The organism is Sandaracinobacter neustonicus, assembly GCF_006385875.1.
In the GTDB taxonomy this organism is placed as follows: domain Bacteria; phylum Pseudomonadota; class Alphaproteobacteria; order Sphingomonadales; family Sphingomonadaceae; genus Sandaracinobacteroides; species Sandaracinobacteroides neustonicus.
Genome location: NZ_VFSU01000011.1, coordinates 376,644 through 401,965, shown reverse-complemented (window position 1 = coordinate 401,965; position 25,322 = coordinate 376,644). Strand labels below are relative to the sequence as shown.

Annotated in this window: 27 protein-coding genes; 11 read left to right on the top strand and 16 right to left on the bottom strand. The window is 64.4% G+C overall.

Translation table 11 applies throughout. From position 1 onward, the window contains the following. The first annotated feature begins 80 nt into the window (after positions 1 to 80). Positions 81 to 821 carry a hypothetical protein gene (locus FJQ54_RS03575; protein WP_140926915.1) on the top strand — a complete coding sequence of 247 codons (741 nt, stop codon included), beginning with the start codon at positions 81 to 83 and terminating at the stop codon, positions 819 to 821. A 207-nt stretch (positions 822 to 1,028) separates the two neighbouring features. Beyond that, the gene (locus tag FJQ54_RS03570; RefSeq protein ID WP_140926913.1) at positions 1,029 to 1,811 is read left to right on the top strand and encodes a thioesterase family protein; all 783 of its coding nucleotides are present in this window, start codon (positions 1,029 to 1,031) and stop codon (positions 1,809 to 1,811) included. 46 nt (positions 1,812 to 1,857) lie between these two features. Here FJQ54_RS03570 and FJQ54_RS03565 read toward each other — a convergent pair whose 3' ends face one another. The 9 genes from FJQ54_RS03565 to FJQ54_RS03525 form a co-directional block, all read right to left on the bottom strand. After that, on the bottom strand, positions 1,858 to 4,911 hold the full coding sequence (locus tag FJQ54_RS03565) for an efflux RND transporter permease subunit (protein WP_140926911.1): 3,054 nt from the start codon (positions 4,909 to 4,911) through the stop codon (positions 1,858 to 1,860). Then, on the bottom strand, positions 4,908 to 6,035 hold the full coding sequence (locus tag FJQ54_RS03560; RefSeq protein ID WP_207790349.1) for an efflux RND transporter periplasmic adaptor subunit: 1,128 nt from the start codon (positions 6,033 to 6,035) through the stop codon (positions 4,908 to 4,910). The genes FJQ54_RS03565 and FJQ54_RS03560 overlap by 4 nt, the downstream gene beginning before the upstream one ends. Then, positions 6,022 to 7,431 carry an efflux transporter outer membrane subunit gene (locus FJQ54_RS03555; RefSeq protein ID WP_235890304.1) on the bottom strand — a complete coding sequence of 470 codons (1,410 nt, stop codon included), beginning with the start codon at positions 7,429 to 7,431 and terminating at the stop codon, positions 6,022 to 6,024. Before FJQ54_RS03555 ends, FJQ54_RS03560 begins: the two co-directional genes overlap by 14 nt. 34 nt (positions 7,432 to 7,465) lie before the next feature. Continuing rightward, the gene (locus FJQ54_RS03550) at positions 7,466 to 8,356 is read right to left on the bottom strand and encodes a MipA/OmpV family protein (protein WP_140926909.1); all 891 of its coding nucleotides are present in this window, start codon (positions 8,354 to 8,356) and stop codon (positions 7,466 to 7,468) included. Between the two features lie 71 nt (positions 8,357 to 8,427). Then, positions 8,428 to 9,138 (bottom strand): response regulator transcription factor, encoded by a 711-nt coding sequence (locus FJQ54_RS03545; RefSeq protein WP_140926907.1) that lies wholly within the window; start codon positions 9,136 to 9,138, stop codon positions 8,428 to 8,430. Continuing rightward, positions 9,135 to 10,229, bottom strand: a complete 1,095-nt coding sequence (locus FJQ54_RS03540) for an ATP-binding protein (RefSeq protein WP_181159955.1) — start codon at positions 10,227 to 10,229, stop codon at positions 9,135 to 9,137. Before FJQ54_RS03540 ends, FJQ54_RS03545 begins: the two co-directional genes overlap by 4 nt. Positions 10,230 to 10,419: 190 nt before the next feature. Further along, positions 10,420 to 10,836 carry a carbohydrate porin gene (locus FJQ54_RS03535; protein WP_140926903.1) on the bottom strand — a complete coding sequence of 139 codons (417 nt, stop codon included), beginning with the start codon at positions 10,834 to 10,836 and terminating at the stop codon, positions 10,420 to 10,422. 1 nt (position 10,837) lies between these two features. Next, positions 10,838 to 11,611, bottom strand: coding sequence for an SDR family oxidoreductase (locus tag FJQ54_RS03530; protein WP_140926901.1), 774 nt, complete (start codon positions 11,609 to 11,611; stop codon positions 10,838 to 10,840). Between the two features lie 189 nt (positions 11,612 to 11,800). After that, positions 11,801 to 12,334 (bottom strand): DUF3011 domain-containing protein, encoded by a 534-nt coding sequence (locus FJQ54_RS03525; RefSeq protein ID WP_207790347.1) that lies wholly within the window; start codon positions 12,332 to 12,334, stop codon positions 11,801 to 11,803. A 251-nt stretch (positions 12,335 to 12,585) separates the two neighbouring features. On the opposite strand from FJQ54_RS03525, the gene FJQ54_RS03520 reads away from it, so the two are divergent. After that, the gene (locus tag FJQ54_RS03520) at positions 12,586 to 12,978 is read left to right on the top strand and encodes a lysozyme inhibitor LprI family protein (RefSeq protein ID WP_181159954.1); all 393 of its coding nucleotides are present in this window, start codon (positions 12,586 to 12,588) and stop codon (positions 12,976 to 12,978) included. Between the two features lie 56 nt (positions 12,979 to 13,034). Here FJQ54_RS03520 and FJQ54_RS03515 read toward each other — a convergent pair whose 3' ends face one another. The 3 genes from FJQ54_RS03515 to FJQ54_RS03505 all read right to left on the bottom strand — a co-directional run bounded on the left by FJQ54_RS03515 (position 13,035) and on the right by FJQ54_RS03505 (position 15,872). Continuing rightward, a complete protein-coding gene (locus FJQ54_RS03515; RefSeq protein ID WP_140926896.1) occupies positions 13,035 to 13,877 on the bottom strand; it encodes a hypothetical protein in 843 nt (280 codons plus the stop codon). 106 nt (positions 13,878 to 13,983) lie between these two features. After that, complete coding sequence (locus tag FJQ54_RS03510; RefSeq protein ID WP_181159952.1) at positions 13,984 to 14,916, bottom strand: AraC family transcriptional regulator; 933 nt, start codon at positions 14,914 to 14,916, stop codon at positions 13,984 to 13,986. Beyond that, positions 14,913 to 15,872 (bottom strand): AraC family transcriptional regulator, encoded by a 960-nt coding sequence (locus FJQ54_RS03505; RefSeq protein WP_181159951.1) that lies wholly within the window; start codon positions 15,870 to 15,872, stop codon positions 14,913 to 14,915. The genes FJQ54_RS03510 and FJQ54_RS03505 overlap by 4 nt, the downstream gene beginning before the upstream one ends. Before the next feature lie 376 nt (positions 15,873 to 16,248). Between FJQ54_RS03505 and FJQ54_RS03500 the strand changes: the two genes are divergently transcribed. Both FJQ54_RS03500 and FJQ54_RS03495 read left to right on the top strand, forming a co-directional pair. Continuing rightward, entirely contained in the window at positions 16,249 to 16,731 is a 483-nt protein-coding gene (locus FJQ54_RS03500) for a hypothetical protein (RefSeq protein WP_140926890.1), read from the top strand. A gap of 55 nt (positions 16,732 to 16,786) precedes the next feature. Then, positions 16,787 to 17,203 (top strand): DUF2147 domain-containing protein, encoded by a 417-nt coding sequence (locus FJQ54_RS03495; protein ID WP_140926888.1) that lies wholly within the window; start codon positions 16,787 to 16,789, stop codon positions 17,201 to 17,203. Positions 17,204 to 17,222: 19 nt separating this feature from the next. Here the strand turns inward: FJQ54_RS03495 and FJQ54_RS03490 are convergent, their stop codons facing one another. Then, positions 17,223 to 17,849: a trimeric intracellular cation channel family protein gene (locus FJQ54_RS03490; protein WP_140926887.1), complete on the bottom strand. Its 627-nt coding sequence runs from the start codon at positions 17,847 to 17,849 to the stop codon at positions 17,223 to 17,225. Between the two features lie 56 nt (positions 17,850 to 17,905). Between FJQ54_RS03490 and FJQ54_RS03485 the strand changes: the two genes are divergently transcribed. Beyond that, a complete protein-coding gene (locus tag FJQ54_RS03485; protein WP_207790346.1) occupies positions 17,906 to 19,006 on the top strand; it encodes a transporter substrate-binding domain-containing protein in 1,101 nt (366 codons plus the stop codon). Between the two features lie 18 nt (positions 19,007 to 19,024). Here the strand turns inward: FJQ54_RS03485 and FJQ54_RS03480 are convergent, their stop codons facing one another. Together FJQ54_RS03480 and FJQ54_RS03475 are read right to left on the bottom strand one after the other, a co-directional pair. Further along, on the bottom strand, positions 19,025 to 19,438 hold the full coding sequence (locus tag FJQ54_RS03480) for a hypothetical protein (protein ID WP_140926886.1): 414 nt from the start codon (positions 19,436 to 19,438) through the stop codon (positions 19,025 to 19,027). 6 nt (positions 19,439 to 19,444) lie between these two features. Then, entirely contained in the window at positions 19,445 to 19,765 is a 321-nt protein-coding gene (locus FJQ54_RS03475; protein ID WP_140926885.1) for a hypothetical protein, read from the bottom strand. 228 nt (positions 19,766 to 19,993) lie between these two features. On the opposite strand from FJQ54_RS03475, the gene FJQ54_RS03470 reads away from it, so the two are divergent. Both FJQ54_RS03470 and FJQ54_RS03465 read left to right on the top strand, forming a co-directional pair. Beyond that, positions 19,994 to 20,350 (top strand): ParD-like family protein, encoded by a 357-nt coding sequence (locus FJQ54_RS03470; protein ID WP_140926884.1) that lies wholly within the window; start codon positions 19,994 to 19,996, stop codon positions 20,348 to 20,350. Next, positions 20,347 to 20,934, top strand: a complete 588-nt coding sequence (locus FJQ54_RS03465; protein ID WP_140926882.1) for a zeta toxin family protein — start codon at positions 20,347 to 20,349, stop codon at positions 20,932 to 20,934. Before FJQ54_RS03470 ends, FJQ54_RS03465 begins: the two co-directional genes overlap by 4 nt. 172 nt (positions 20,935 to 21,106) lie before the next feature. Here FJQ54_RS03465 and FJQ54_RS03460 read toward each other — a convergent pair whose 3' ends face one another. Continuing rightward, positions 21,107 to 21,787, bottom strand: a complete 681-nt coding sequence (locus FJQ54_RS03460) for a 5-methylcytosine restriction system specificity protein McrC (RefSeq protein ID WP_268920556.1) — start codon at positions 21,785 to 21,787, stop codon at positions 21,107 to 21,109. Positions 21,788 to 22,151: 364 nt separating this feature from the next. Here FJQ54_RS03460 and FJQ54_RS03455 point away from each other — a divergent pair, with 364 nt between their 5' ends. The 3 genes from FJQ54_RS03455 (at position 22,152) to FJQ54_RS03445 (ending at position 25,254) form a co-directional block, all read left to right on the top strand. After that, on the top strand, positions 22,152 to 23,513 hold the full coding sequence (locus FJQ54_RS03455; RefSeq protein WP_027297295.1) for a tyrosine-type recombinase/integrase: 1,362 nt from the start codon (positions 22,152 to 22,154) through the stop codon (positions 23,511 to 23,513). Positions 23,514 to 23,594: 81 nt separating this feature from the next. Next, complete coding sequence (locus FJQ54_RS03450; RefSeq protein WP_197410210.1) at positions 23,595 to 24,224, top strand: DUF6088 family protein; 630 nt, start codon at positions 23,595 to 23,597, stop codon at positions 24,222 to 24,224. Beyond that, positions 24,217 to 25,254 carry a nucleotidyl transferase AbiEii/AbiGii toxin family protein gene (locus FJQ54_RS03445; protein WP_027297294.1) on the top strand — a complete coding sequence of 346 codons (1,038 nt, stop codon included), beginning with the start codon at positions 24,217 to 24,219 and terminating at the stop codon, positions 25,252 to 25,254. Before FJQ54_RS03450 ends, FJQ54_RS03445 begins: the two co-directional genes overlap by 8 nt. The last annotated feature ends 68 nt before the right edge of the window (positions 25,255 to 25,322 follow it).

Here is a 25,322-nt window from a genome sequence, read left to right as displayed (position 1 = left end):
TCCGCAAGTGCTGGACAAACCCGCGCGGGCACGAAATCATGGCCCGCAACACAGTGTAACAAGGGTCTCACAGCGGTCTCATGGCGTATCTTTCAGAGCCTGTGCGGGTTGGCGACGTTCTGGGCGACACCTTCGGCTTCCTCCGCGCCCAATGGCGACCGCTGCTGCTGATCAGTGCGCCTTCGCTGCTGGCGGCTGTCGCATTGGCAGTCGTGCAGAAGTCTCTGGGACTGCAGGAAAAGCCGGAGCTGGTGTTCACGTCTATCACCGGCTCGCTTGCATCATCCGTGTCTCTGATCACGCTGGCGATCGCCCACCTCTGCTTTGTCGGCACCCTGTTCTTCACGCTGGAACGCCAGCGCGGGCATCAAACAGGCGTGGCCGAGGCGCTGCGCATGGGAGTGCGGCTGTTCCTGCCCATGCTGGGCGTGCGGTTTCTTGTTTATTTTCTGTCGATAATGGCTGCTGTCCTGCTCTACGTGCCCGGGTTGATGGTCTATACCATGCTGTGGGTGGCAGATGCCGCCTATGTCGCGGAACGGCCGGGCATTCGCGCCGCACTATCGCGCAGCCGCAATCTCACGCGCGGGTCGCGCTGGCGGGTGTTTTTGCTGATGCTGATGGTGTTCGTGGCGGCCGCGCTGGCGTCCGGCTTGCAGACCGCCGCCCAGAGAATATCGGAATGGGCAGGCCCGTTCACGAGCGTGTTTGCGGGGATGCTCTGGGCCATCTTGGTTCCGGTATTGGCAGCCACCCTCTATCGCCATCTGAAAACCGCGCGCGAAGGCGACGAGGCAGCGGATATCGCGGCGGTGTTCTAAGAGCCCGTTTGGGAATTCGGCAGGTCGGTTCTGCGGGTCTTTTCCGCGCTGGCTTCGTCGCGAAACACGGCTCGATGGCTCCGCATCGCGCCGTATTCCGCTCCTCGCCAGCACGAAAAAGCCCTCGCAGGCCCTCAACTGCCGAATTCCCAAACGGGCTCTAACCGCTTCCCACCGTCGGGCGGATGCTGATATCAACCGTTTTCGATGACACCCCTGCTCCACACCCTCGCCGCTCTCTCCCGATCCGAAGACGCTTATCTGGCGACGGCGGACGAGAACTGGCTGCAGGGCCGCACCATTTACGGCGGGCTAATCGGCGCACTGTCCGTTGCCGCCGCGCGCGCGGAATTGCCGGGGCTGCCGCCGCTGCGGTCTGCGCAATTCGTCTTTGTCGGGCCTGCCGCCGGTCCGGTTTCGCTGCACCCGCAGCTGCTGCGCCAAGGCCGTTCGGCCAGCTTCGTGTCGGTGGATGTGATGGCCGACGGTGCCTTGTCCGCGCGAGCCTTGCTGACATTCGCCGCGCCACGCCAATCCCGGCACAGCTTTCAGGATCTGCCCGCCCCGACCGCGCCGCCGCCGGACAAGGGCTTTGCCCTGTTCGACGCCCCCGGCGCGCCGCGCAGCACCAGCAACTTCGACGGTCGCTTCGTAGGCGGCGGCATCCCCTTTTCAGGCGCGGCGCGCCCGGAATTGCTGCTCTGGCTGCGCCACAAGAACGCGGCTCCGCACGATGAAGCCGCGCTGGTCGCACTGGCAGACGCCTCGCCCCCGGCCGTGTTTCCCATCTTCGCGCAACCCGCCCCCATCAGCACCGTCAACTGGAGCATCGACCTGTTCGCCGAACCTCCCCCGCCCACGGACTGGCTGCTCACCCAAACCAGCAGCACCCATGTGCAGGACGGCACCTCTGTGCAGCTGACCCGCATGTGGACCGCCGACGGCGCGCCCATTCTGGAAGCCCGCCAGCTCGTCGCGCTTTACGATTAGGCCAGCGACTTCGCCCGGTGAGGCGCGCAGGCAGCGCGCGCCGAAATCAGGGTGTGGAAATACTGCCCAAGGGCCGCAGCATGCCGCGCAGCGATCGTTCGAAGTCGTCCACGAATGTGAAGGCCACCGGCACCACCAGCAGGCTGAGGAAAGTGGAGGTGATCAGCCCGCCGATCACGGCGATCGCCATCGGCTGGCGGAAGCTGGCGTCTGCGCCGTAACCCAGCGCAATCGGCAGCATGCCCGCGATCATCGCCACGCTGGTCATGAGGATGGGGCGGGCGCGTTTGTGGCAGGCGTCTGTCAGGGCGTCATGGCGGGTCATCCTGCGTTCGCGGATGCCAAGGATGGCGTATTCGACGAGCAGGATCGAATTCTTGGTGACGATACCCATCAGCATCACGAGGCCGATCATCGCGGGCATGTTCAGCGAACTGCCCGCCAGCAGCAACGCCAGAAACGCGCCGCCGACCGAGAGCGGGATCGCCGACAGGATGGTGACCGGTTGCAGAAAATCGCGGAACAGCAGCACCAGCACGCAATAGATGCACAATATGCCCGCGATCAGCGCGGTGACGAAGCCGCTTGCCAGTTCCTCGCCGATTTCCGCCCCGCCCGCCGGGATCAGGGCGATGCCGGATGGCTTGGCGCGAACGGCCGACAGGGCATCCACACGGGCCAGCGCATCGCCCTCGGCCATGCCGTTCAGGTCTGCGCTGATGCGGATGGTGCGCTCGCGGTCGTAGCGCTCGATGCGCGACGGGCCGCTCTCGATGGTGATATCGGCGATACTGGAAAGCGGCAGCAGCCCGTCGCGGCCGCCCACACGCAGGCTGGCGATGGCGTCGATATCCTGTCGCGCCGCGTCGGCGATGCGGGTGCGGATGAAAATCTGCCGGTTGTCGAGGTTCAGCCGGGCGACGTCGGCATCGAAATCGCCGCTGGTGGCGATGCGCACCACTTCGCCCAGTTCCTCGGTGCTGACACCGCGTTCGGCCGCGCGTTGCAGATCGGGCCGGATGACGATTTCCGGCCGGTCGAGGCTGGCGGTGGAGCTGATGTTGGACAGGCTGCCGACGCCTCTCAGTTCGCGCTCCAGCCGTTGGGCGGTGGCTGTGAGCGCGCGGGAGTCGCTGCCCGCCAGCACCAGTTCCAGCTGGCCGCTGCCGCCGTCGCCCACCGCAAATCGCGCACCGGGGATACTGGCCAGCCGCTCCCGCACGGCGGTCTCGATTTCCGATTTCGTTGGCCTTGAACCGCGCGGTTTCAGCAGCAAGGTCAGCGCGGCGCGGCGGACTTCCCCCACCGCGTCGCCATCGGCTTCGGCCTCTCCGACCACGGTGAAAACGCTTTCGATGCCCGGAACGGTTTTCAGCGCAAGCCGGACCTCCTCGGCGACCTGAGCGGTGGCCTGCAAGGCGCTGCCCGGCGGCAGTTCGATGGAGAGTTCGGTCATGCTGCGGTCATCGGCCGGCAGGAACCCCGTGGGGATCAGCGGCACCAGCGCAACAGACGCAGCGAGAAATATCAGCGTCGCAGCAATGGTGGCCCCGCGATGCGTGAGGGACCAGTGCACGGCGCGAAGATAGTGGCGCATCACCGGCCCGTCCTCCACTTCGGTGGCGGGCGCGCCCTTCAGGAAGGCAGCGGCCAGCATCGGCGTCAGCAGGCGGGCGACCAGCAGCGAGGCCAGCACCGCGATCACCGCAGTCCAGCCAAACGGCTTGAAGATGAGGCCGGCGAAGCCCGACATCATCGCCGTGGGCAGGAACACCGCCACCAGCGTCATGGTCGTCGCGATCACCGCCCTGGCGATTTCAGAGACAGCCTCTTCCGTCGCCTGCACGACGGGTTTCCCTGTGCGCCGGTGGCGCTCGATATTCTCCACCTCCACGATGGCATCATCGACAAGGATGCCGACAACGGCCGAAAGCGCCAGCAAAGTGAGGGTGTTGAGCGAATAGCCCAGCCATTGCATCGCGGCGAATGTGGGCAGAATGGAGAGCGGCAGCGCGGTCGCGGCGATCAGCGTGGCGCGCCAGTCCTTCAGGAACAGCCAGACGACGAGGATGGCAAGGAACGCGCCCTCATAGAGCATCCCCATCGAGCCTTCATATTGCTCGACGGTGTAATCGACCGAACCGCCCGCCGGGATCAGCACGAGGCCGGGATGGTCGCGCTTCAGCTTGTCCAGCGCGGCGACCACGCCTTCGGCGACCTCGGTTTCCCCTGCGCCCCGCGCCCGGAACACCCGGAAGCCGACGACGGACTTGCCGTTCAGCAGCGCCGCCTGCGTGCGATCCGCTGCGCTGTCCGCCACGGTGGCGACCTGATCCAGTCGGACCCGTCGCCCGTCGGCCAGCACAATGGGCAACGCCGCCAGTTCGGATGCCTGCCCCGCCAGCGCCAGTGTGCGCACCGACTGTTCCGCGCCGCCCAATTGCCCGCGCCCGCCGGAGGATTGCTGCTGCATCCGCCTCAGCGCGCGCGAAACGTCCACCGCCGTGACGCCCATAGCTGCAAGGCGCACGGGATCGACGGTCACGCGCACCTCGCGCTGCACCCCGCCCAGCCGCTCCACCCTGCCCACGCCCGGAACGGCGCGGACGGCCTTGGTCAGCCTGTCGTCGATGAACCACGACAGTTCCGCTTCGTCCATTTGCGCGGAGGTGACGGCATAGACCAGCACGGGGGCGGCGGCGAAGGTGACGGCGCTGACGGTGGGGTGCAGCATGTCGGCGGGCAGGTCCGAACGGATGCTGTCGACTGCATCCTTAGTCTGGATCAGCGCGTCGGACAGCGGCTTTTCCAGATCGAACCCTGCCTCGATGCGGACGGTGCCATCGGTGACCGAGGTGGTGAGGTGGCGCATGCCATCGATTCCCGCGAGGCTGTCCTCGATGGGCCGCGCGATTTCCGTTTCCAGTTGCGCAGGCGTCGCGCCCGGCAGCATCGCGACGACCGACACCGACGGCAGCGACATATCGGGCAGATCCTGCACCGGCAGCAGGGTGAAGGCGCGGAGGCCAGCCAGTGTCAGCAGGAAAAACAGCAGGATGGAGGGGGTCGGGTTGCGGATCGACCAGATGGCGAAGTTCATCGCGGCGCTCCTGACAGGCGGACCACGTCGCCGTCGTTCAGGAACGCCCCGCCGCGCAGCACCAGCCGTTCCTTGCCCGCAAGGCCATGCACGATTTCAACCGTGTCCCCCCGGCGGCGGCCCGGCGTCACCCGGCGCAGCGCGACCTTCGGTGTCTCCCCCGCCCCGACGATTTCCACCACATGATTGTGCCCGTCGCGGATCACCACCGCGTCCGCAGGCACCACCAGCGCGGGCGACTGCCCTCTGGCGATGCTCCCGCCCACATACATGCCCGCCCGCGCCCGGCTGCCCGGCTCAACATCGGCATAGACGATGGCGAGGCGGGACTGGTCGTTCAGCGCCGGGGCGATCTGGCGAACCACGGCGCTGGCGCTGCTGCCGTCGGGCAGGATCAGCGCGATCCGCTGGCCGGGAACGACGGACGGAAGCTGCTGGGCCGTCAGTTCGCCGCGCCACTCCAGCCGGTTCCGGCGGATCATCCGGAACAGTTCCTGCCCGGCGGGCACCACCGCGCCAAGGGTGGCGGTGCGGGCGCTGATCGCGCCATCGTCCGGCGCGAGGATGGCGGTGTAGCGCAGCTCCAGCCGTTTGGCGGCCAGCATCGCCGAAGCGGTTTTCACGTCGGTCGCGGATTGCAGCGCATCCTGATCGCTGATGCCGCCCGCCGCCTGCAGCGCTTTCGCGCGCCGGTCGTTCGTCTTTGCCTGCTCGTAACGGGCGATCAGTTGCGCTTCCTCGGCCCGCAACAAGGCCGGATTGAGCCGGGCGAGAAGCTGCCCGCGCCGCACCTGATCGCCGACATTCGCGCGCACCTCGATCAACTGGTAACTGCCGATCTGGGTGCCAATGCTCGCCTCCTCCCAAGGCGCGATCACGCCGGAGGCAGACAGCGTATCGGGCCATGTTTCGAAGCGAGGCCGCGCGACGGCAACCGTCAGCGCCGGATGGGCTTGCAGCGCGGCGGGCGGGTTGGCATCCGCCCCCGCGAACAGCATATAGCCAATCCCCAGCGCCAGAAGCAGCGCGACCGCGATGGCGCAACCGGCGGCCTTCATCGGCACGCCGGACTGCGCCTGCGCCGCGAGTTCCTCGGCATAATGTCTGTCCTCAGCCGCGTTCATCGAAGCTCCCGTTTGCAAGGCCCGCCTGCCCGGATGCGGCGGCGGCGGAATTCCAACTCGTGCCGCTTCGCCGGACCAGCATGACCCACGCCCGCGCCCGGTCGGCCATGGCGACGATTACGCTTTCCTGAGAGCGGTTGTACTGCCGCCGGGAGTCTTCCAGTTCATATTGGGCGATTGCGCCTGCCCGCCAGCGCGCCTCGTCCGCCTGCATGGCGAACCGCGCAGCCGTCAGCGCGGCCACTGTGGTTTCGATGCGCTGATCGGCGGAGCGGCGGGCCGCCAGCCCGTCTTCGATATCCCGGACCGCCGCGCGGACTGCGCCCGCAAGTTGCGCCACCGCCTCCCGATAGGCGGCTTCAGCACCGCGCACGTTCGCCGCACCGGCCCCGCCATCCAGCAGCGACCCCGTCAGCGCGGCACCCGCCGAACCGCTGACGAGCGCGGCGTTCGAGCCGAGCACCCGGATCCACTGCCCCGTCAGCGCGGCGGCGAGATCAAGGCGCGGCAGCCGCTCGGCGCGGGCGACGGCGATGTCCGACCATCTGGCGGCCACCTCGCGCTCGGCCGCGATCACCGAGGGGTGGCCTAGCAACAGGGTTGCCGGAAGCTCCGGCACGAATGGCGGCGGCTCGGGCAGTTGGCTATCAAGCCCATCGGTCTGCTGCATGGCCTTGCGAACATCCGCAGCTTCCACGCCGCTCAGCGCCACCAGCGCATCGACAAGGCGGGTGCAGACCTCCTCCTGAGCGATGCGATCCGTCCGCGCGGAGGCGAGGTTGCTTTGCGCGGTGGCCAGCCGCGCCGGCGCGATGCTGCCAAGCGTCAACCGGGCGCGGCTGATCTCCAGCTCGGTTTCGCGTGACGCAATATCGCGCTCGCGAATGTCCAGTAGCAGGTTGCACGCGCGCAGCGCCAGCACCGCATCGGCGATATCGGCGGCGACGGACAGCCGCGCGGCCCCGGCTTCCGCCGTTCGCGCTGTCAGGCGATGGTGCGCCGCCGCCGAACTGGCGCGCACACGGCCCCACAGATCGATCTCCCAAGAGAGGCTGGCCCCGATATCCGCCGCGCTCTGGCGCGTGGTCGCCGTGCCCGCCGGTTGGCGGGACTGCGCCGCGCCGGCCGCCACACCCAGTTTTGGCGGCTTTTCCGCGTCGGCCAAACCCAGCGCGGCGCGCGCCAGATCGACGCGCGCCGCCGCTTCCGCGAGCGTGGGATTGTCGGAGAGGCCCGCCGAAACAAGCTGATCGACGGCAGGATCGTTCAGCCGTTTCCACCAGTCCCCGGCATCGGCTTGCTGCGGCGCACCCGCCCCGGCGTTGCTCCACGCGGCAGGCATGGGCAACGCCGGGCGCTGATAGGCGGGCTGCAAGGCGCACCCGCCCAACAGCACGAGCAGCAGAAGGCTGTTGCGAAACGCCACCGGGTCAGAAGCTGTAGCTGATGAAACCGATTGCGTAGGGGGCCGTCTTCTTCTCGACGATGGGGCTGTTCTTCACGTCGCCCAGCAAAGTGGTCACACCGCCGACGACACCCAGTCCCAGATGCTCCGTCAGCCGATACTGCACGCCGACATCGAACTTGGCGTCCAGCATGCCGCTGCCGGTGCTGAACTCCGCGAGGCCCGAGGCCTCGGACTGTTGCGCGTTGATGCCGAAATAGCGGTTGTTGTGGCGGCCGTTGGCCCAGCGTGCGCCGATGGTGGGATTGATGAACAACCGCTCGTTGACCATGACCGGGCGTGACAGGTTGAAGTCGGCAAGGACGCCGCCCGTGCTGCCGGTGATGATCTTGGTGACACCCGTGGTCGCTTCGAAGCCGAACTGGCGCAGCGTCACGAAACCGCGCGCGCCAAGGCCGAACGATAGCCCGCCGATGCCGTCCGGCACATCCTTCGAACGGTAGTTGTCGGCAATGGTCAGCCCTGCGCCGATGGTGATGTTCTCGTTGTTGATGAAATTCGCGCCGAGCCCGTCCTGAAAGGTCAGGAAGAAACGGCCATATTTGATGTCGACCGTCGGAAGCGGCTGAAACCGATAGTCTTTCGCCCCCATATAGGCCGGCATGTAAGCGCCGCCGACGCCAAGGTTGAACTGGTTGCCCTGCCCCGGTGAGGACGGGCCGATGATCCAGCCGAGCCAGCCGCCGGGCATATTATCGTCCGGTGCTTCAGCGGGCGGCCCTTCGGCTGGCGGCTGCTGCGCAAGGGCCGGGCCATGCCAGACCGCGACGGACAGCAGGGCCAGTGCCGTCAGGCGGGTGCGGGTGCGCGGCCGGGCAAAAGCAGGATGTTCGATGGGCGTTGCTGTGGTGGGCATATGTCGGTCTCCGTGCGATGAGACCGTCCTCGTGATGCCCCTAGCTTCCACCAACCTTTCAGGCGACGGCTTTATATTGTGTGGCGATCTTTCGCGCTTTCCACCGCCATATAGCCAAGCCCCCGCAGGGTGCGGATCGAGACGCGCGCGCCCAGTTCCGCCAGCTTTGCGCGCACCCGGTGCACATGCACCTGAATCGAATTGTCGGTGAAATCCTGCTCCAGCGAATGCAGGCTTTCCCCCAGTTGCGCCTTGGTGATCACCCGGTCCGGCGCGCGCAGGAAGCGCTCCAGCACGATGCTTTCCCCCCGCGACAACCCCGCGCGGCCATCGCCCACCACAATCTCCCGCGCGGCCGCATCATAGATCACATCGCCGAACTGGATCACATTTTCCGCCAGCGGCAGCGGCCGCCGACGCAGCGCCCTGAGGCGCGCCACCAGTTCCTCCATGGCAAAGGGCTTCACCAGATAATCGTCCGCCCCGGCATCAAGGCCGCGCACACGCTCAGCGATGCTGCCCAGAGCGGTGAGCAGAAGCACCGGGGTTGTGATCCCGGCGGCGCGGGCGCGGGCCAGCAGTTCCAGCCCGCTTTGCGTTTCAAACCCGTTGCGCCGCGCCAGCATGATATCGAGGATGGCGACATCGTAATTCGCCACCCGCCAGGCGTGCCGACCATCCTCCGGCGTTTCGAACAGGTCCACCGCGAAGCCCGCGCGGGTCAGAGCCTTATGCGTGGCTTCGCCCAGCCGCGCATTGTCTTCCACGAACAGGATTCTCACGCGTGCGGCCCCGGTTTGTCTGCGGCGGCGAACTCCAGCACGAAGCGCGCGCCCGTGGCCGAAGGCTGAAGGCGCGCATCCCCGCCGTGCAGCTGCATCACGCGGCGGACGATCGAAAGGCCCAGCCCCGCGCCAAAGCCATGCGCATCGGCCTTGCTGAAGCGCTGGAACAGGCGGCCGTGAAATCCGGGCGGCACGCCGGGGCCGTTATCGGACACACTCAGCCGACCTTCCGCATCGATGGACACAATGATCTCGCTGCCCGCCGGGGTATGGCGAACGGCATTCTCCAGCAGGTTGCGCAGCGCCACTTCCACCAGCCCCGGCGCGCCCCGGCACGCCCATTGCGCATGGGCGGTTTCAAAGGCGATGTTGCGCCCACCCGCCACGATGGGGCCGGCCATATCGCTGGCCACGCTTCGCGCCAGTTCGACGAGATCGAAGGGAATCATCTCCAGATCTTCGCCATTGTCCGCCTCGGCCAGCGCCAGAAGCTGTGCGATCAGCCTGCCCAGCCGTTCAAACTCCTCAATGGCACCCTTGCGATCTTCCGGAGCCAGCACGCTTTCCACCTGTGCCCGCAGCGTGGCCAGAGGCGTGCGCAATTCGTGCGCCGCATTCGCGGAAAATTCCCGCTGCGCGCGCCAGCCCGCTTCCAGACGATCCAGCGTCGCATTGAAGGCGATCACCAGCGGCGCGATTTCCCGCGGTGTCGAGCGCAAGGGCAGGCGTTGGGTGATGGTGGCCGGCCCGATGTCGGCGGCCAGCGCCGATATGTGCCTCAGCGGCCGCAAGCCAAGGCGCAGCGCCAACAGAATACCCGCCGTCATCATGGCGACGATCAGCAGGATCAACGGCATGGTTTCACGAGCTTCGCTGATCCAGTGAACCGGATTGCCCCGCTGTTCGGCGGTCGGCTGCACATTGGGCAGGATCACCGGGGCGAACTCAGGCAAACTCTGGAGAATTTGCACGATCACAAAAATGACGGCGACTGTCAGCACGATTGATGGAAACAGGATCGAAGTCAGGGAAAAGCCGCCCTGCTGGCTGTTCCTGTCGCGCGTCCTGCGGCGGGCAAAGATGAACATCCCGAAACGCCTCCTCGCAAGTCTGCTGATGCGGGACATGGGTGAGATCAGGCCGCCCCGCAACACCCCATGCGCGCAAAGCCTTTCACCAAGCTTTCGGTCGCCCCGGCAGCGCGCGCACGACAGCCTGCTCGCACATGCGAGCTCCGGCGAACAGGAAAGATGCAACCGCCGCCAAAGCGGCGTCTCCTCAGAACGCCAGCCGCGCCCGGAAGCTCAGCACCGAGAGCGTATCGACGCCGGGGTTGAGGCTTGGGCTGATGATGAACTGATACACCGGCGTCACCGCAAAGTTCGGGGTGATGGCAAGGCGATAAAACACCTCGCTCGTCAGGTTGGTTTCCGCGAAGCCGCCGGTGCCCAGCCCGCCGCGCAGGAACCACGAAGCCCGCGCCGCGCAACGGCGAAGCGTGGTGCCCCCTGCCCCTTCCTCGATGGTAAAGCCGGAGTTGCCGACCAGAACCGCCGGGAGGTATCCGGCGCTGGCCCATGTCAGACGCTGGCTGCCGCAGGCCCCCTCTCGTATTCGGAACCGGTATGCATGCGCGCATACTTGCCTTTGCCCGGTGGGTTGGGCCCGCCCGATCCGGACGGGCCCACCCGGCATGTCACTTCGTGGTGTAACCGCCGTTCACAAGGATCGTCTGCCCTGTCATCCACCAGCCGTCCGTCACGAGAAAACGGATCCACGGCACGATATCCTCGATATGGGTGAGGCCCGTGGGGGTGAATTTGGAAAGCGAGGCCGCCGTCTTGTGATAGGCGACTGCCTCCGGGCCTTCGGCCGGATAGAAGAAGGGCGTGTCCATCGGCCCCGGTCCGATTGCCGTCACCGAAATGCCGCGCTCACCGAACTCCTTGGAGGCCGCGCGGGTGAAATGCTCCACCGGCGCCTTGGTGCCGGCATAGCTGGCGTAGAAAGGCGTGAACGCCCCCAGCAGCGAGGTGACGATGGTGCAGACGCGGCCATTGTCGTTTAGCGTTTTCCCGGCTTCCTTCAGGAAGAAGAAAGCCGCCTTGGCGTTCACGTCGCTCATCTCGTCATATTCGGCTTCGCTGATCTCGGCGATGGGCTTTTTCAGCACCTTGCCCACCGTGTTGACGGCGATATCGATGCCACCCATGGCTTTCCTGGCGTCGTCGAACAGCTTTTCCATCGCGGCGGCCGTGGTCAGATCGGCCTGAAAGGCAAAGCCCTCAGCCCCGGTGGCCTTGATGGCGGCAACGGTCGCCTCCGCATCCGCTGCGGCAGATGCGCTATTGTAGTGGATCGCCACGGCGCGCGCGCCCCGTGCCGCGAAATCCCGCGCGATCAGCCCGCCCAGATTCTTCGCACCGCCGGCGATCAGAACCGCCTTCCCGTCCATGCTGTGGTTCGTCATGTCAGATCTCCCTTATTGTACGGCAGAATGGAGGATCGCGGGCCAGTTTCAGCCCGGCCGCATTCAACGAGGGCAGCCGCCTCAGAACCTTGTGCTGCGGCGGAAATCCCCAACGCCAGAACGCATGGCAGAACAGCTATCTTTCGCTGCGCCAAAGTCTTCGACAGGATTACCCATCCGCGCCGTTGCTCAATTCTCCGGGCCGGTCATTTCTTGCTGGCCCGGCTCGGGCGGGGAATCATTGCCGCGAAACTCCGTCTGGCCCGGTTCCGGAGCCGAATCCGATCCCAGCAGGCAGCCAGTGCCGTGGCAACCGTCATAACCGCTCCCGCGGGACGGGCGGGCATAATTGCTCGTCTCATGCTTGTAGTCGCTGTGGTTGCTGGTCACCATGCCTTCGATCAGCGCGCCGATGATCGCGCCGCCGATCGCCGCGCCCACGTCATGACCATGGTCATTGTACATGCGGGCGTTGGAATCATAGCCGTCGCCTCGGCCGTAATGGTAACCGGCAACATCCGCGAACACGCCGGAGCAACCCTGCGCCACCCACAGATAGCCGCTGCGCGGGTTATAGCCCCATGTGCGATTCAGGATGCAGGCGCTGCTGGAAATCTGGTTGATCAGTTGCGGTTTCGTCAGGCTTCCCGCGCTGCATTCGGTATATTGGTAGTCGATCGAATGGCATTCCACCGTGGAGGCAGCCTTTGCAGGCGCCGTCATCCAGAATGCGCCGATTGCAAACGCCGCCAGTTTCAAGCCTGTTTTACCCACGAAATGCCTCCGGTTTATGCTTGGCCCCATGGCCGGGTGGTAAACCCGAAACCGGGGGATGGACACGTCGGGCAGAGTGTGCGCGGATGTTCGTGAGCGTTTCCGGAAATTGCGCAGAATAAAGGAAAGCTGCACGGGCCATGCGGCGTCTGCCTGCGCTATGCACGCTGGGGAAATTGTTGGAAACGAGGAGAAATCATATGTTCCGCACTGGCAAGCTGATCCTGCCGCTGCTTCTGGCTTGCACGGCTACGCCGCTGTTCGCGGCGGATTGCACCACGAAGAAGACACAGGCCGAAATGACGGACTGTTTCGGCAGCAATTTCGCAGCCGCCGACAAGGCGCTGAACAGCTATTACCAGCGGCTGATGAAGACGTTGCAACCGGAAGACGCCAAGCTGCTGCAAGAGGCCCAGCGCTCGTGGATCAGCTTCCGCGACAAACATTGCGCCTTCGTGTCGAACCCCGCCTCCGGCGGTTCCATCTACGCCAGCGTCTTCGCCTCCTGCGCCACGAGCGCCACGGTCGCCCGCGTCGTCCAACTGCGCGGCAGGCTGAACTGCCAGGAAGGCGACATGGGCTGCGGAAGCTGAAAAGTTCGTCACGGGTGCGCCGCCGGAGCTGATCCGGCGGCGCCAATGACCTTCCGTCAGAAGGCCAGTTCCGCGTAGACGAACGGTCCGTGATATCGATAGTTCACATCGGCATGCAGGTCGCTTTTGCGCACCCGCACATCGTAATCGACATAGCGATAGCCAAGGCCCGCGCCGATGTTGTGGTGGAGCCGTGCCGAAACCGTCGCCTGCGCATCCACCAGCGTGCCCTTATAGCCCCCCATCTTCATCGAGAGCAGATCCACCCGGCCGTTCAGGCCCCATGTCTTGTCGATATTGTAGTTGCCGAACAGCGAGACATTGGGGAGCGGGATGGTCTTGCTCTGCGCCTCCTCCAGCTGCGCACCGTTCACATCCGCGACGAAGCTGTAGCGGGCCTTTGTGAGGTGCACGCCCGCCGAAAGCCCCAGCTCGCCCTTTTCCGAATGCAGCGGCGACCAGCCGGCAGCGATCCGCCAGACATCGGTGCGGAACGAGGCATCGACTTCGGCGTTCACCGGGAAGACAGTGTCGTCGATGCGGATTTCCTCGTCGAGCATTACACCGCCGGAGCGGCCAAGGCTGAAATAGTCTGCTTCGATACGGAATGCCTTGCCCAGCCGAACGCCGCCTTCGATCTTCGGCTTCCAGGCATGTTTGCGGAACCCGAAATCCTCCTCGAAGTCGATCGATGTGCCGGGAATGCCGAGGTTGGCGTCATCCACCTTCAAAGACGTGTCGACATTGGCGCGGAACAGCCCGGCTTTCAGCCAGGCCTTGTCTTCCGGGCGTTCCGCATGGGCGGGGGCGGCGATGGCCGCCGCCATCAGGATGGCCGGAAGGAAGCGGGATTTTGCAATGCGATCGGGGCCGTTTGGCAGCGATTCCGGCACAATCATTCTCCAGTTCAAAAACCTCTGCCCAGCAGTAGCTTCCCCGTTCCGGCCGTGGAGGAGATTCATGTCTCAGAATTCTGCCAAATTTCAGGATATGATCCCCAACTTGTTAATCCGTCTCCGCGCCATCGTCGGCGATCAGGCCCAGTTGCCTGCGCACCTGCCCCGGCGTCTGATTCAGCATCGCTTTCATCACCGTCGTCATGTGGCTCTGGTTGGCGAAGCCGCATTGCAGCGCGATCTGCTTCAGCGGCAGCCGGGACGTGGCGGCGAGTTCGCGCGCCATCTGCGCGCGCTGCAACATGATATAGCGGTGCGGCGACACCCCGGCCGTCTGCCGGAAAGCGCGCAGGAAATGGCTGTAAGACAGCCCCGCCCGCTGGGAAAGGGTGGCGAGCGCCATGTCGGACGCCAGATTCTCCCGGATAAACTCCGTCATCTCCCGCCATGTGCGGGGGGAAAGTCCGCCCCGGAACGTGTCCATCGCCGCCCGGTTCGCGAGAGAGGAGTGGGTGCGGATGAAATGCAGCATCAGCGCAGTGTTCAGCGATTCGATATAAAGCCTTCCGGCCCCCTGCGGCGCGGCGAGGCAATCGCGCATCAGGCCCGCGATGCGAACAGCCGTCTTGTCCACCAGCCCGGGCGGGATGGGGCGCATCTCCACCCCGTCCAGATCGAACTCCCGCACGGTCAGCTCCGACAGGCGCTGCGGATCGAGCGAGAGCAGGATATTCTCCTTGGGAACGCCCCATCGCCCCTGAAAATGCGCGCCCGCCGGGATGATCTCCACCGTTCCGGCCGGGGCGTCGAAGATCACCGGCCGGTTGCCCGTGAGCCGCACTTCGCGTTGCGGTTGCGGCGTCAGCAGCACCAGCAGGAAATGCGAGCCGACTTCCAGATCGATCTCGTCCGGCCCCCGGCGGGTCAGGGCGACGTCGGCGATCTCGCTGTAGATTTTCGGGCCCCAATCGTCGGGGACAAGATCGATCGCCGGGGGCCTCGCGGTGGCCGGCGTTTCATCGTGCGGGGGCGGTTTCCTCATTCCGGCGCTTCGTTGCTGCTTGCCGGGCCGGGGCGAAAGTTCAGCCGACGCCGAACGTCTCCGGGCGTTTCGTTCAGCAGGGTCTTCATCACCGTCGTCATGTGGCTCTGGTTGGCGAAGCCGCATTGCAGCGCGATCTGCTTCAGCGGAAGCCGGGACGTGGCGGCGAGTTCGCGCGCCAGCTGTGCCCGCTGCAACATGATATAGCGGTGCGGCGACACCCCGGCCGTCTGCCGGAACGCGCGCAGGAAGTGGCTGTAAGACAGCCCCGCCCGCTGGGAGAGACTGGAGAGCGCCATGTCGGACGCCAGATTTTCCCGGATGAACTCGTCCGTCTCCCGCCAGACACGGGGGGGGAGCCCGCCCTTCCACTGGCTCGAAGCCGCCTGCTCGGCCAATGACGAATGGGTCTGCACGGTGTGGCACAGCAGGGCGGTCGCCAGCGATTCCATGTAGAGCCGCCCCGGTGGCCGTGCCTGCATCATCTCGTCGCGCATCAGCCCGGCAATGCGCGCGGCGGTTCGATCGACGGCCCCCGGCACCACCGGGCGCAATTCGATCCGGCTCGCATCGAATTCCCGTTCCGCGAACCGGGTCAGCTGGTCCGGCGCGACAGACAACAGCACGCATTCCACCGGATGCTCCCAGCGGCAGTAATAGCCTGCCCCGGCGGGAATGAGGTCCACGCTTCCCGAAGGCGCATCGAACGTCGTGCTGCGGGCAGAGGCCAGCCGCAGTTCCCGCCCGCGTTGCGGAGACAGGAAGGTGATCAGGAAATGCGCGTCCACCACGGCTTCCGCATCGTCCGGGCCGGGCCTGATCACACCCAGATCGGCAACCCCGGTGGAGATGCCGGTGGTCAGTCTTGGCCCCCAGCTTTGCGGAATCCGATCAAACGAGCGGATGTCCGGCTTGTCTGCGGCGACCAAGGCGCGGTGTCCCTGCGATTTCGGCATGGCGGTTTTCTGTCGAATCCCCTCTAGGCGCGAGCAAGCGGCGCTGGTCCGGGCTGCGCGTCCGTTGCCGCCTTCGCTGCCCTGTCCGGCGCAAGCGAACAGGCGCAAGCCGTTCCGCCCACAGTTTCCTGCGCGGAGGCTCTTTTGTCCAGCCATGCGGCCAGAGGCGGCAATGCCCGCGAGGTGGCCGGGGAGCCGCAGCCAGTCCATCCCCTGTTTGTGCGCAGTTCCAGAAAACGATCATGATTTGGCGCAATTCTGCCGGAACACTACCCATCTGCACCCGAAACGCCGCATATCATCGCCAATTCAGGGTCGGAACCGGGGCGGTTGAGTGCAGCCGTCCCGGTCCTGTTCAGCGCAGCGGAGCAAAGACTTGGGCAGCAAAATTTTTGCAGCCGCAGTGGCGGCATTGGCCATCATCGCGCCGGCCCATGCAGGGAGCGACCTTGGCTTCGATTTGAAGACCGTCCTTTCGAAGCGCGCGGCCGCTGAACTGGGCCGCCGCAAGGAAGGCGTGATCGTCAGCGCCAGCTATTATGGCGATCCGCTGCCGTCTGCGCAGCGCCATGCCAACGAAGTCGGGCAGATCGATCTGGGGCGCGAGACGATGACGCTGCGCGGGCTGGGCGGCCCGATCCATGTGAGCGGGGCGAATGTAGAGACGAAGCGGCTCGGCTGGCTGAAGGGGCCGCCGATGGTGAATGTGAATGTCTTCACCGCTCGACGCAGCAGCCAGAACAACCTGATCAACTGCGATTTCATCGACGGGGAGGTCGCACGCGTGGCAGCGCAGCCGATCACGCTTCATTGCGCGTTGATCGGTGAAGCGCGGGATACCATAGCTTATCCCCGCTGACACACCCGTTGCAGATTTCGGGGCTGCTGCCCCTTCGTGCGAACAGGAGGCAAAGATGAATCGCTGCATTTCCGGACTATTGCTGCTGGCCTGCCTTGCGGTCCCTGCCGCCGCGCAGTCCCCCGAAGAACGCCACCCCTGGGGCCGCTGGAAGAACCCGTTCAACTCCGTGCATATGGAGGTGAGCCCGTGCGGCGAACTGGTGTGCGGCAAGGTCGTCTATGCGAATGACAAGGCCAAGGCCGATGCCGCCAAGGGCGGCAACCCCGATTTCATCGGCGTGAACCTGCTGGAGGATTTCCAGCCCACCGGCCCCGGCAGCTGGGCCGGGAAGGTGTTCGTGCCCGATCTGAACCATCATTTCCGTGGCGAACTCACGCTGGAACCGGATGACAGCCTGCTGGTGAAGGGCTGCCTTGCCACCCATGTCGGCTGCAAACATCAGGTCTGGACACGGGTGCAGACGGATTGAGGGTGCCCGCCGTCTGCGATCAGTGGAAATCCTTGTCGTACACAAACTTCGGCATGTTCCAGCCGAACCGCAGCGCCAGCAGGCGAAGCGCAAGCCCTGCGCCCATCGCCCCGAACATCACCGCATCGTGCGGAAGCCCCAGATGCAGTCCGCCCATATAAAGGATGCCGGTCACCACCGAGACGCTGGCATACAATTCGCTGCGGAACAGCAGCGGGACATCGTTGCACAGGATATCGCGCAGCACCCCGCCGATACAGCCGGTGATCATCCCCGCCACGATCACCACAACGACGGGAAGCTCCATCTCCAGCGCCACGTTGCAGCCAAGGATGGTGAAGACGACAAGGCCAATCGCATCGAGGAACAGGAACAGGCTGCGAAGCTGTTCCATGAAACGGGCCACCGCGATCGCCGACAGCGCCGCCACCACCACCACGAGCAGATATTCCGGGTGCACGATCCAGACCAGCGGATGATGCCCCAGCAGCACGTCGCGAACGGAACCGCCGCCCAGCGCAGTAACGGCGGCCAGCAGGCAGACGCCCACCCAGTCCATGCTGCGGCGGCCCGCGGCCAGCGTTGCCGTCATGGCCTCCGCCGTGATTGCGATCACATACAGGATATGCAGGATAAGGTCGCTCATGGCAGCAGGGGTCTCCGCTTGAGGGTTGCGTGCGAACAGGGGGCACGGGGATGAGGATGTTCATGTTCAGATGGATGGCGCTTGCGGCGATCCTGTTGTCGACCCTGCTGCCGACCGCCGTGATGGCGCAGGCAACGGCTACCGCTCAGCCCGCGCCACGCGTGGTGACGGTGGGGGTTTATCGCAGCCCGCCGTTCGTGATGGAAGCGGACGGCCGCCCAACCGGGATGGCGATCGAGTTGTGGGAACTCGCCGCAGCCGCCCTGGGTTTGCAGAGCCGCTATGTGTGGCTGGAAACCAACACTGCACTCGTCGATGCGCTGGCGGCCGCCAAAATCGACGTCGGCGTCACCAACCTCGCCATCACGCGGGAGCGGGCAGAGAGGATCGACTTCACCCATCCATGGTTCGATTCCGGCCTCAGAGTGATGGTGCATAACAACAGGCGCGCAGGATTCAGCAACCTGATCGACGGACTCAGGGATTCGGGGCATCTGCGTGCCTATGCGGTGATCGCCGGCCTCATCCTGTGCGCGACCGTTTTGCTCACCCTGTTCGACAGGCGTTACGATGCGCATTTCCCGCGAAGCTGGCGCGAAGGGATCGCGGAAAGCTTCTACGCGGTGATGTCGGTCGCCACCTCCGGCACGACGCCATCGCGCAGGAATCTGTTCGGCTGGGTCGGGCGGCTGTGGCAGGGCCTGTGGCTGGCCTGCGGCGTGGCCGTGCTCGCCTATGTCACCTCCTCTGTCACAAGCGTGATGACGACGATGTCTCTCACCCGGCAGATCCACAGCGTCGGGGATCTGTCCGGCCACCGGGTGGGCGTGCGCGCCGGTTCGATCGCGGAGACCTATGCCCGGAACGCCGGGTTCGATGCGCACCCCTTTCCCAATATCGAACAGGCGTCGGTTGCGCTTGCGGAGGGGCAGATCGACGCGATCATCGGCGATGCGCCGGTGCTGGAATATCATGCGCACACCCATCGCGGGCAGCGGTTGAGCGTCGTCGGCCCCATTTTCCAGCCGGACAAATATGCCTTTGCCCTGCAACGCGGCAGCAGCCTGACCCGGCCGCTGACGATCGAACTGATCGGCGCGCATGAAAGCGGCCGTCTTGAGGAGCTTCGCCGGCACTATTTCGGAAACAGCCGATAACGGCATCCGCCCGACCGCTTAACGGCTGATGGCACTGTCGGCAAAACAATGGGCAAGCGCCGTCGGCGCGCCGATGCCGTGTGCCCAGGCGATCAGCTGCGCGCGGTCGTCCGGCGTGGCCCAACCGCCCCATACGCCCTTGTATTGCTGGTGCTTTCCATCCAGGCGGAAGAACATCACGCCGTCATCCGAAACAGGGGTGGAGACATTCACGGCGCTCCACGCACCAGAGCGCATGAAGCGGCGGACCTTCACCTCCTGAGGCCTGACCTTCGCCACCAGTGCATCCGCAACCAATTGCGCATATTCCGATGTCCGCTGCGGTGTCAGCCGCGTGTCCAGCGGGCGACAACTGGCAATGCCTCCGGCAGACAGGGGTTGCGCCAGAAAAGTCGCCAGCACGGCGGCGGCAATGGAAACGGGGGCGGCCATGCGGCTTCAGGGCAGCTTTGCGATAATGAAGCCGACCTCATACTCATGGCCGGGATATTGGGCGAGCACCGCCGCGCGATACTGATCCGCGTCGATCTGCTTCCTATAAAGCTGGTGCGTCAGATCCGTGAACGCCTTGGTCTGCGCCGGCGTATCAAGCGGGATGCGCTTGTAATTCGGGTCTGCGGCGGCGGCCTTGCCCAGCGCGATCAGCCATTCATTATAGGCCAAATTCGCGTCCGACGCCTGCAGCGGAGCGAGGGGGGCCGCCAGCGTGCCCGCCAACACCATCAGGCCCAATGATCCGGCTACGGCCATCCTGCGCATCACATCGTCTCCTTGCCACATTGCCACTCCGCCGAGCCCGCGGCCCCATTTGGAAGCAGTTGTGCAGACTAGCCGGTTCCATCCTGCTGGTGGTGGGCTGAACGGCGTTCAATTCGATCAAATTTCACGAAACAAGCATTGTTTCCGCGCAGCGCGACGGCCCCAGGGTTTCATGACGCACTTGAAGTGGGGGTGGCAAAATGCTACCTCTCAATACAGAGGTGACCCATGGCCCAATCCATCAAGCTTGCCGATGACATCATGACGATCGTGCGGCGTGAATCCGAACTACAAAGCCGCTCGGTTGCAGGACAGGTCGCGCATTGGGTGCGGATCGGTCGCGCCATCGAAAAATCCGGCAATTTCGATCACGCCCGGATCACGGCGGCCCTTTCGGCGGAAATCGAGACCACCCAACTCTCCACCGAGGAAAAGGACGTCTGGCTCGACCGCTTCGTGGAGAAGATGGGGCAACCCGGTCCTGATGAGGAAGCCTGGTTTGCCCGGCGACGGCAGCTTGGCCTCGGCGTCGGCCTCGATAGCGGCGGCAACCTCGTGCGCGAAAAGGCGGCCGGCAAGGCGTGAAGCCGACCATGATTGTCCTTGCCGGGCCGAACGGTGCCGGCAAGTCCACCTTATATGCGACCCGTGTCGCCCCCAGCTTCGCAGGGCCGTTTATCAACGCCGATATCATTCAACGCGACGAACTGCGCGATCCTTCGCCGGCGGCATCCTATGAGGCCGCCCGCATAGCCTCCTCGCGGCGTGCCGAGCGTCTGACGCAAGGGCGGGACTTCGTCACCGAGACGGTCTTCTCGCATCCGTCCAAGCTTGACCTGATCACCGAGGCTCGCACCAAAGGGTTCACCGTCATCGTCATGCACATCGGGGTCGATACGCCCGAACTCTCCGTGGCTCGTGTCGGCGCAAGGGTCGAGGAAGGTGGGCATATCGTGCCGGAGGACAAGATCCGCGCCCGCTATGATCGCGGCGCACCGTTCATCCGCGAGGCTGTTCTGCGGGCTGACCGCGGCATGGTGTTCGACAACAGCAGCCTCAACCAGCCGCCAAACCACTGCCTGACATTCGCAAACGGGCGATTGACCTTTGCCCTGCCCCGCCTGCCAGCGTGGATCAGGGCAATCTATGCAGCAGACCTCATCGTCTAAGCCAAACCGCAGAAAGGTATCAGCAGTCTCTTTGGGGATCGTGCGTTGACCGGCAATCTGAGTATGAAGGGCGTGTCGAGGCGACATCTGATTGTTTCCGTTCGTTTGATTTCTATGCCGCCATGCGAGAAGTGGCCTCTTAGGCAACGGAAACCGTGTAAGGCGACGCAGTTCAGCCCACTGACCTGTCCGCGAGTGCTTTTGAGCCGGACCGACACGCGCGCGACAGTCGCGCCTGAACATCATCACCTCGAGCGACATCGATCGAGAATAGTTCCAGGCGATCCTCGCTGGAGTTGATGGCATAATTGCCGATCATCCCCTCTTCGCATCCGACGCCATGGTGATGCGGATAGACCAAAGTCAGCTTGCTGCATTGATAAAGGCGCCCATAGGTCATCATCTGATAGACGTCAGTCTGCGACACGCCTCGCTTGGGGTCGTCAATCTTCGCCGCGACACGCTTCCATTTTGTGTCAATCACCTGAACGACAGTATCGCCACGCTTGATCAGGATGTCCGGCCTCGTCTGAAACACCTGCCGTCGATCCACCGTCTCGAGACAATAGAGCCGACCACCCTGGCTGATGACACGGAGGTCCGTGCCGGCCAAGGCTCGCTTGAGCGAGCGCGCGATATACTCCTCGAACAACATGTTCATTTCGAACAGCAGAGAGAAGCCTTCGCTGCCACCAGCGGAGGTAGTCTGGAAGCGTTCACCCAGCAGCAGGCGCGCAAGATTTAGCAATTCGCGCCAGCGTCCGTTGGTGCGGTCCAGCACCACATCGCCCCATCGCAAAGCCAGGACCGGCACATCGGCGATGTCGGCGTAGGCAAAGGCCAACTCCCGCAGCCGAGTCCGCCCTCACCGCAACGCTGCAAACCGTGCTGCAGACGATCTGCTGAGCCTGATTGTGAGTGCCTCCGCAGCACTTACATTTCACTTACGCCGGTGTCTCGCGCCTGAGCTATACCTCTAAGTACTTGAAAAGTGGCGCACCCGACACGATTCGAACGTGTGGCCTTTGCCTTCGGAGGGAATATGGCTAGCTCCGCCAATAAGCGCAAGGAGCCGCCGATGTCCGCCTATCTCCCTGTAAACGCTAAACAATTTGCACTTCTTCTCCGCCAAAGCTACTCTTCTCCCCGCCACTGTTTTCGCCCGCGTGCTTACGTGGTGCTTACGCGAGAGGAAACGCTAGGGTCGGAGGAAGCCCATGCCTAAGCTCACGAAACGGGTCGTCGACGCCGCGGACAGTCGCGCGAAAGATTACGTCATTTGGGACGACGAACTGCCCGGCTTTGGCCTCCGAGTATTCGCATCCGGCAAGCGCAGCTATGTCATCCAGTACAGGCTCGGCAAGCGGTCGCGTCGCTTCACAATCGGATTGCACGGCGTCTGGACACCAGAGCGCGCTCGCCAAGAGGCGAAGGTCCAGTTGGGCAGGATCGCTCAAGGCGACGACCCGGCCGAAGAGAAGCAGCTCGACAGCAAGGCGATTACCGTTAAGGAACTGTGTGACCTTTACGTCGCCGATCTTAAAGCCGGCCTCATTCTTGGAAAGGGCGGGCGCCCCAAGAAAGCCAGCACCATTCTCTCCGACACGGGGCGCATCGAGCGCCACATCATTCCTCTGCTTGGTACGCACAGGGTCAAGGATCTGGTGAAAGCGGACATCACGAAGGCCCTGAAGGACATCATGGCCGGCAAGACCCGCTGCAGCGTCAAGACGAGAAAGCTTCGCGGTCGCGCTATCGTGCGAGGTGGAGCGGGCACAGCAACGCGCACCATCGGACTTTTTGGTGGAATACTGACCTATGCAGTCGAGGCTGGCATCATCGATACCAATCCAGCGCACGGTGTGAGGCGGCCGAAGGACAACGTGCGCGCACGACGGCTGAGCGAGGCCGAATATCGGTTGCTCGGCGAAATTCTCACGCAGGCTGCTGAGAATGAGAAGTATGAGCTATCGGTCGACATCATCCGCCAGCTTGCGCTGACAGGATGCCGCCGCACGGAGATGGTCACGCTTGCTTGGTCTGAAGCCGACACGAGCGCGAGCTGCCTCCGCCTCGTTGACAGCAAGGAAGGAAGCTCAATCCGTCCGATCGGCCTACCGGTCGTTGAATACCTGGAAGCTAGCCGGAGAACTCGCTCAGGAACCTACGTGTTTCCTGGACACGGCGACGACAACGCGTTCGGAAGCCTTCCTAACCACTGGGACCAGATCTTCAAAGCAACGCCGCTAGCCGACATCACACCACACGTCTTGCGGCACAGCTTTGCCAGCATTGCAAACGATCTCGGCTTTACCGAGGTCACTATCGCTGCTCTGGTCGGCCATTCGAAGGGCTCCGTCACCAGCAACTACATACACACGCTCGACACGGCGCTGATCATGGCCGCTGATACCATCTCCGGCTACATCCAAGGCCTCCTAGACGGCATTGAATTCAAACAAACTGCCTATGCCGTGGATCGGGATTCTCGGCGCGCAGCACTCGCTCGCTTCTTGCAGCAGGCTGCGGCAACGGACGCTGCCGGCGCGGCGAATGACGAGCAACGCGCCGCGGCGTAATGCTTAGCAAGTGGCGGTCGCACTCTAGACGAGGAATGCCGCCACTTGCATGTCAGAAAAACTTGCCTTATTTTCTGACATATGAAGACGCTAAACGCCTCAGTCCCCGACCGGCTCATGAAACGCGTCCGCGCCAGCGGACGTGGCAGCGTCTTCACGCCTAGCGACTTCCTCACAGTTGCCGCCCGCTCTTCTGTCGATCAGGCACTCTCCCGATTAGTGAAGGGCGGACAGCTCCGGCGGCTTGCGCGTGGGCTTTACGACTTTCCCAAGCTGCACCCGAAACTTGGGGCGTTGTCACCCGCGCCGGACGATGTCGCCCACGCTCTTGCGCGGGAGACCGGCTCGCAGGTGCAGATCTCCGGAGCGCGCGCAGCGAACGCGCTCGGCCTTTCGACCCAGGTCCCGGCACAAAGCACTTATCTGACCGACGGCCCGTCGCGGCGCGTCGTGCTGGGAAAGCGCGTCGTCGACCTTCGTCACGCCTCGCCCAAGCATCTGATCGCACCGGGCAGCCCCGCCGGGACGGTGGTTCAGGCGCTTCGTCATGTCGGCCCCGTTCGGGCGGCTGACGTCGCGCAGGTCGCGGCGCGCCGGCTTTCGGCCAACGACAAGAAGACGTTGGCCTCAACCGCCGTTCAAGCGCCCGCCTGGATGCGACCCACGCTCGTCTCGATTGCCCACGCAGCGGTGGCCGATATCGATGGATGATGTCGCCCGCCTTCCCACCGACGATCGTGCAGCTCTTTTCGGGGAGACCGGCGCCGGGCGGGGCGTCGCCAATACGATCATCGAAAAGGACTTCTGGGTATGTTGGAGCCTGAAGCGCCTGTTCGGTCTACCGAAGGGCACCACGGCAACCCTCGTTTTTAAGGGCGGCACGTCGCTCTCCAAAGCGTTCAACGCTATTCGCCGATTCTCCGAGGACATCGACTTGTCGTTCGACCGTTCCGAACTCGGATACACCGGCGAGCGCGACCCCGATAAGGAGGGGATCAGCAAGAAGCAGGCGGCTCGGCTGATCGACGACCTAGTCAGCGATGTCGAGCAGCACATCGCCGAGCGACTTCTGCCAGCGCTTCGCGCCGCGATCGTCGAACAACTCGGTGAGCCGACCGAAAGCGAGTGGTCGCTAGAGATAGACGCCGGTGACGCGCAGACCGTCAACTTCCACTATCCGACCGCGCTGCCTACCGCCGAATACGAAGGCATGGCCTACATCACGCCGCGCGTGAAATTCGAGCTCGGCGCGCGCGGCGATCCCTGGCCGACAGAGGAGAAAGTCATCCGCCCCTACGCGGCCGACGACTATCCAGACTTCTTCACCGATCCCGACACCAGCGTGACCGTGCTGTCAGCGAGGCGGACCTTCTGGGAGAAGGCGACCGCGCTCCATGCGGAGGCGCATCGCCCCGCCGGGTCACCCACGCCGCTGTATTTCTCGCGGCACTTTTATGACCTCGCCATGCTTCTCGAGACGGACGACGGCCAAGCCGCCGCTGCCGATCTCGGTTTGCTGGTGCAGGTAGCGCGCCACAAAGCCACGTTCTTTCGTTCGGGTTGGGCCAATTACGAAACGGCACGGCCAGGCACGCTCCAGCTCATGCCGGACGGCGCTCGGGCCAAAGATCTGCGAGCCGATTATCGGGCGATGATGCCGATGATGTTTGACCAGACACCGCTTTCATTCGACGACGTACTCGCGAGAATTGCCGCGCTTGAAAAAACGATCAACAGCTAACTCAAAGCTGTCCGCTGGGGAGAAAGGACATCAGTTCGATTAGATCAATAGACCTGCGCCTCATTGAC

Bases quoted from the DNA above. Each gene is read 5' to 3' on its own strand.
- FJQ54_RS03575 (WP_140926915.1), top strand. From the start codon at position 81: ATGGCGTATCTTTCAGAGCCTGTGCGGGTTGGCGACGTTCTGGGCGAC.
- FJQ54_RS03515 (WP_140926896.1), bottom strand. From the start codon at position 13,877: ATGATTGTGCCGGAATCGCTGCCAAACGGCCCCGATCGCATTGCAAAA.
- FJQ54_RS03510 (WP_181159952.1), bottom strand. From the start codon at position 14,916: ATGAGGAAACCGCCCCCGCACGATGAAACGCCGGCCACCGCGAGGCCC.
- FJQ54_RS03475 (WP_140926885.1), bottom strand. From the start codon at position 19,765: ATGCGCAGGATGGCCGTAGCCGGATCATTGGGCCTGATGGTGTTGGCG.
- FJQ54_RS03450 (WP_197410210.1), top strand. From the start codon at position 23,595: ATGAAGACGCTAAACGCCTCAGTCCCCGACCGGCTCATGAAACGCGTC.
- FJQ54_RS03480 (WP_140926886.1), bottom strand. From the start codon at position 19,438: ATGGCCGCCCCCGTTTCCATTGCCGCCGCCGTGCTGGCGACTTTTCTG.
- FJQ54_RS03525 (WP_207790347.1), bottom strand. From the start codon at position 12,334: ATGACGGCGCCTGCAAAGGCTGCCTCCACGGTGGAATGCCATTCGATC.
- FJQ54_RS03560 (WP_207790349.1), bottom strand. From the start codon at position 6,035: ATGAACGCGGCTGAGGACAGACATTATGCCGAGGAACTCGCGGCGCAG.
- FJQ54_RS03535 (WP_140926903.1), bottom strand. From the start codon at position 10,836: ATGCCGGGTGGGCCCGTCCGGATCGGGCGGGCCCAACCCACCGGGCAA.
- FJQ54_RS03490 (WP_140926887.1), bottom strand. From the start codon at position 17,849: ATGAGCGACCTTATCCTGCATATCCTGTATGTGATCGCAATCACGGCG.
- FJQ54_RS03520 (WP_181159954.1), top strand. From the start codon at position 12,586: ATGTTCCGCACTGGCAAGCTGATCCTGCCGCTGCTTCTGGCTTGCACG.
- FJQ54_RS03455 (WP_027297295.1), top strand. From the start codon at position 22,152: ATGCCTAAGCTCACGAAACGGGTCGTCGACGCCGCGGACAGTCGCGCG.
- FJQ54_RS03530 (WP_140926901.1), bottom strand. From the start codon at position 11,611: ATGACGAACCACAGCATGGACGGGAAGGCGGTTCTGATCGCCGGCGGT.
- FJQ54_RS03570 (WP_140926913.1), top strand. From the start codon at position 1,029: ATGACACCCCTGCTCCACACCCTCGCCGCTCTCTCCCGATCCGAAGAC.
- FJQ54_RS03445 (WP_027297294.1), top strand. From the start codon at position 24,217: ATGGATGATGTCGCCCGCCTTCCCACCGACGATCGTGCAGCTCTTTTC.
- FJQ54_RS03495 (WP_140926888.1), top strand. From the start codon at position 16,787: ATGAATCGCTGCATTTCCGGACTATTGCTGCTGGCCTGCCTTGCGGTC.
- FJQ54_RS03540 (WP_181159955.1), bottom strand. From the start codon at position 10,229: ATGTTCATCTTTGCCCGCCGCAGGACGCGCGACAGGAACAGCCAGCAG.
- FJQ54_RS03550 (WP_140926909.1), bottom strand. From the start codon at position 8,356: ATGCCCACCACAGCAACGCCCATCGAACATCCTGCTTTTGCCCGGCCG.
- FJQ54_RS03505 (WP_181159951.1), bottom strand. From the start codon at position 15,872: ATGCCGAAATCGCAGGGACACCGCGCCTTGGTCGCCGCAGACAAGCCG.
- FJQ54_RS03470 (WP_140926884.1), top strand. From the start codon at position 19,994: ATGGCCCAATCCATCAAGCTTGCCGATGACATCATGACGATCGTGCGG.
- FJQ54_RS03485 (WP_207790346.1), top strand. From the start codon at position 17,906: ATGTTCATGTTCAGATGGATGGCGCTTGCGGCGATCCTGTTGTCGACC.
- FJQ54_RS03565 (WP_140926911.1), bottom strand. From the start codon at position 4,911: ATGAACTTCGCCATCTGGTCGATCCGCAACCCGACCCCCTCCATCCTG.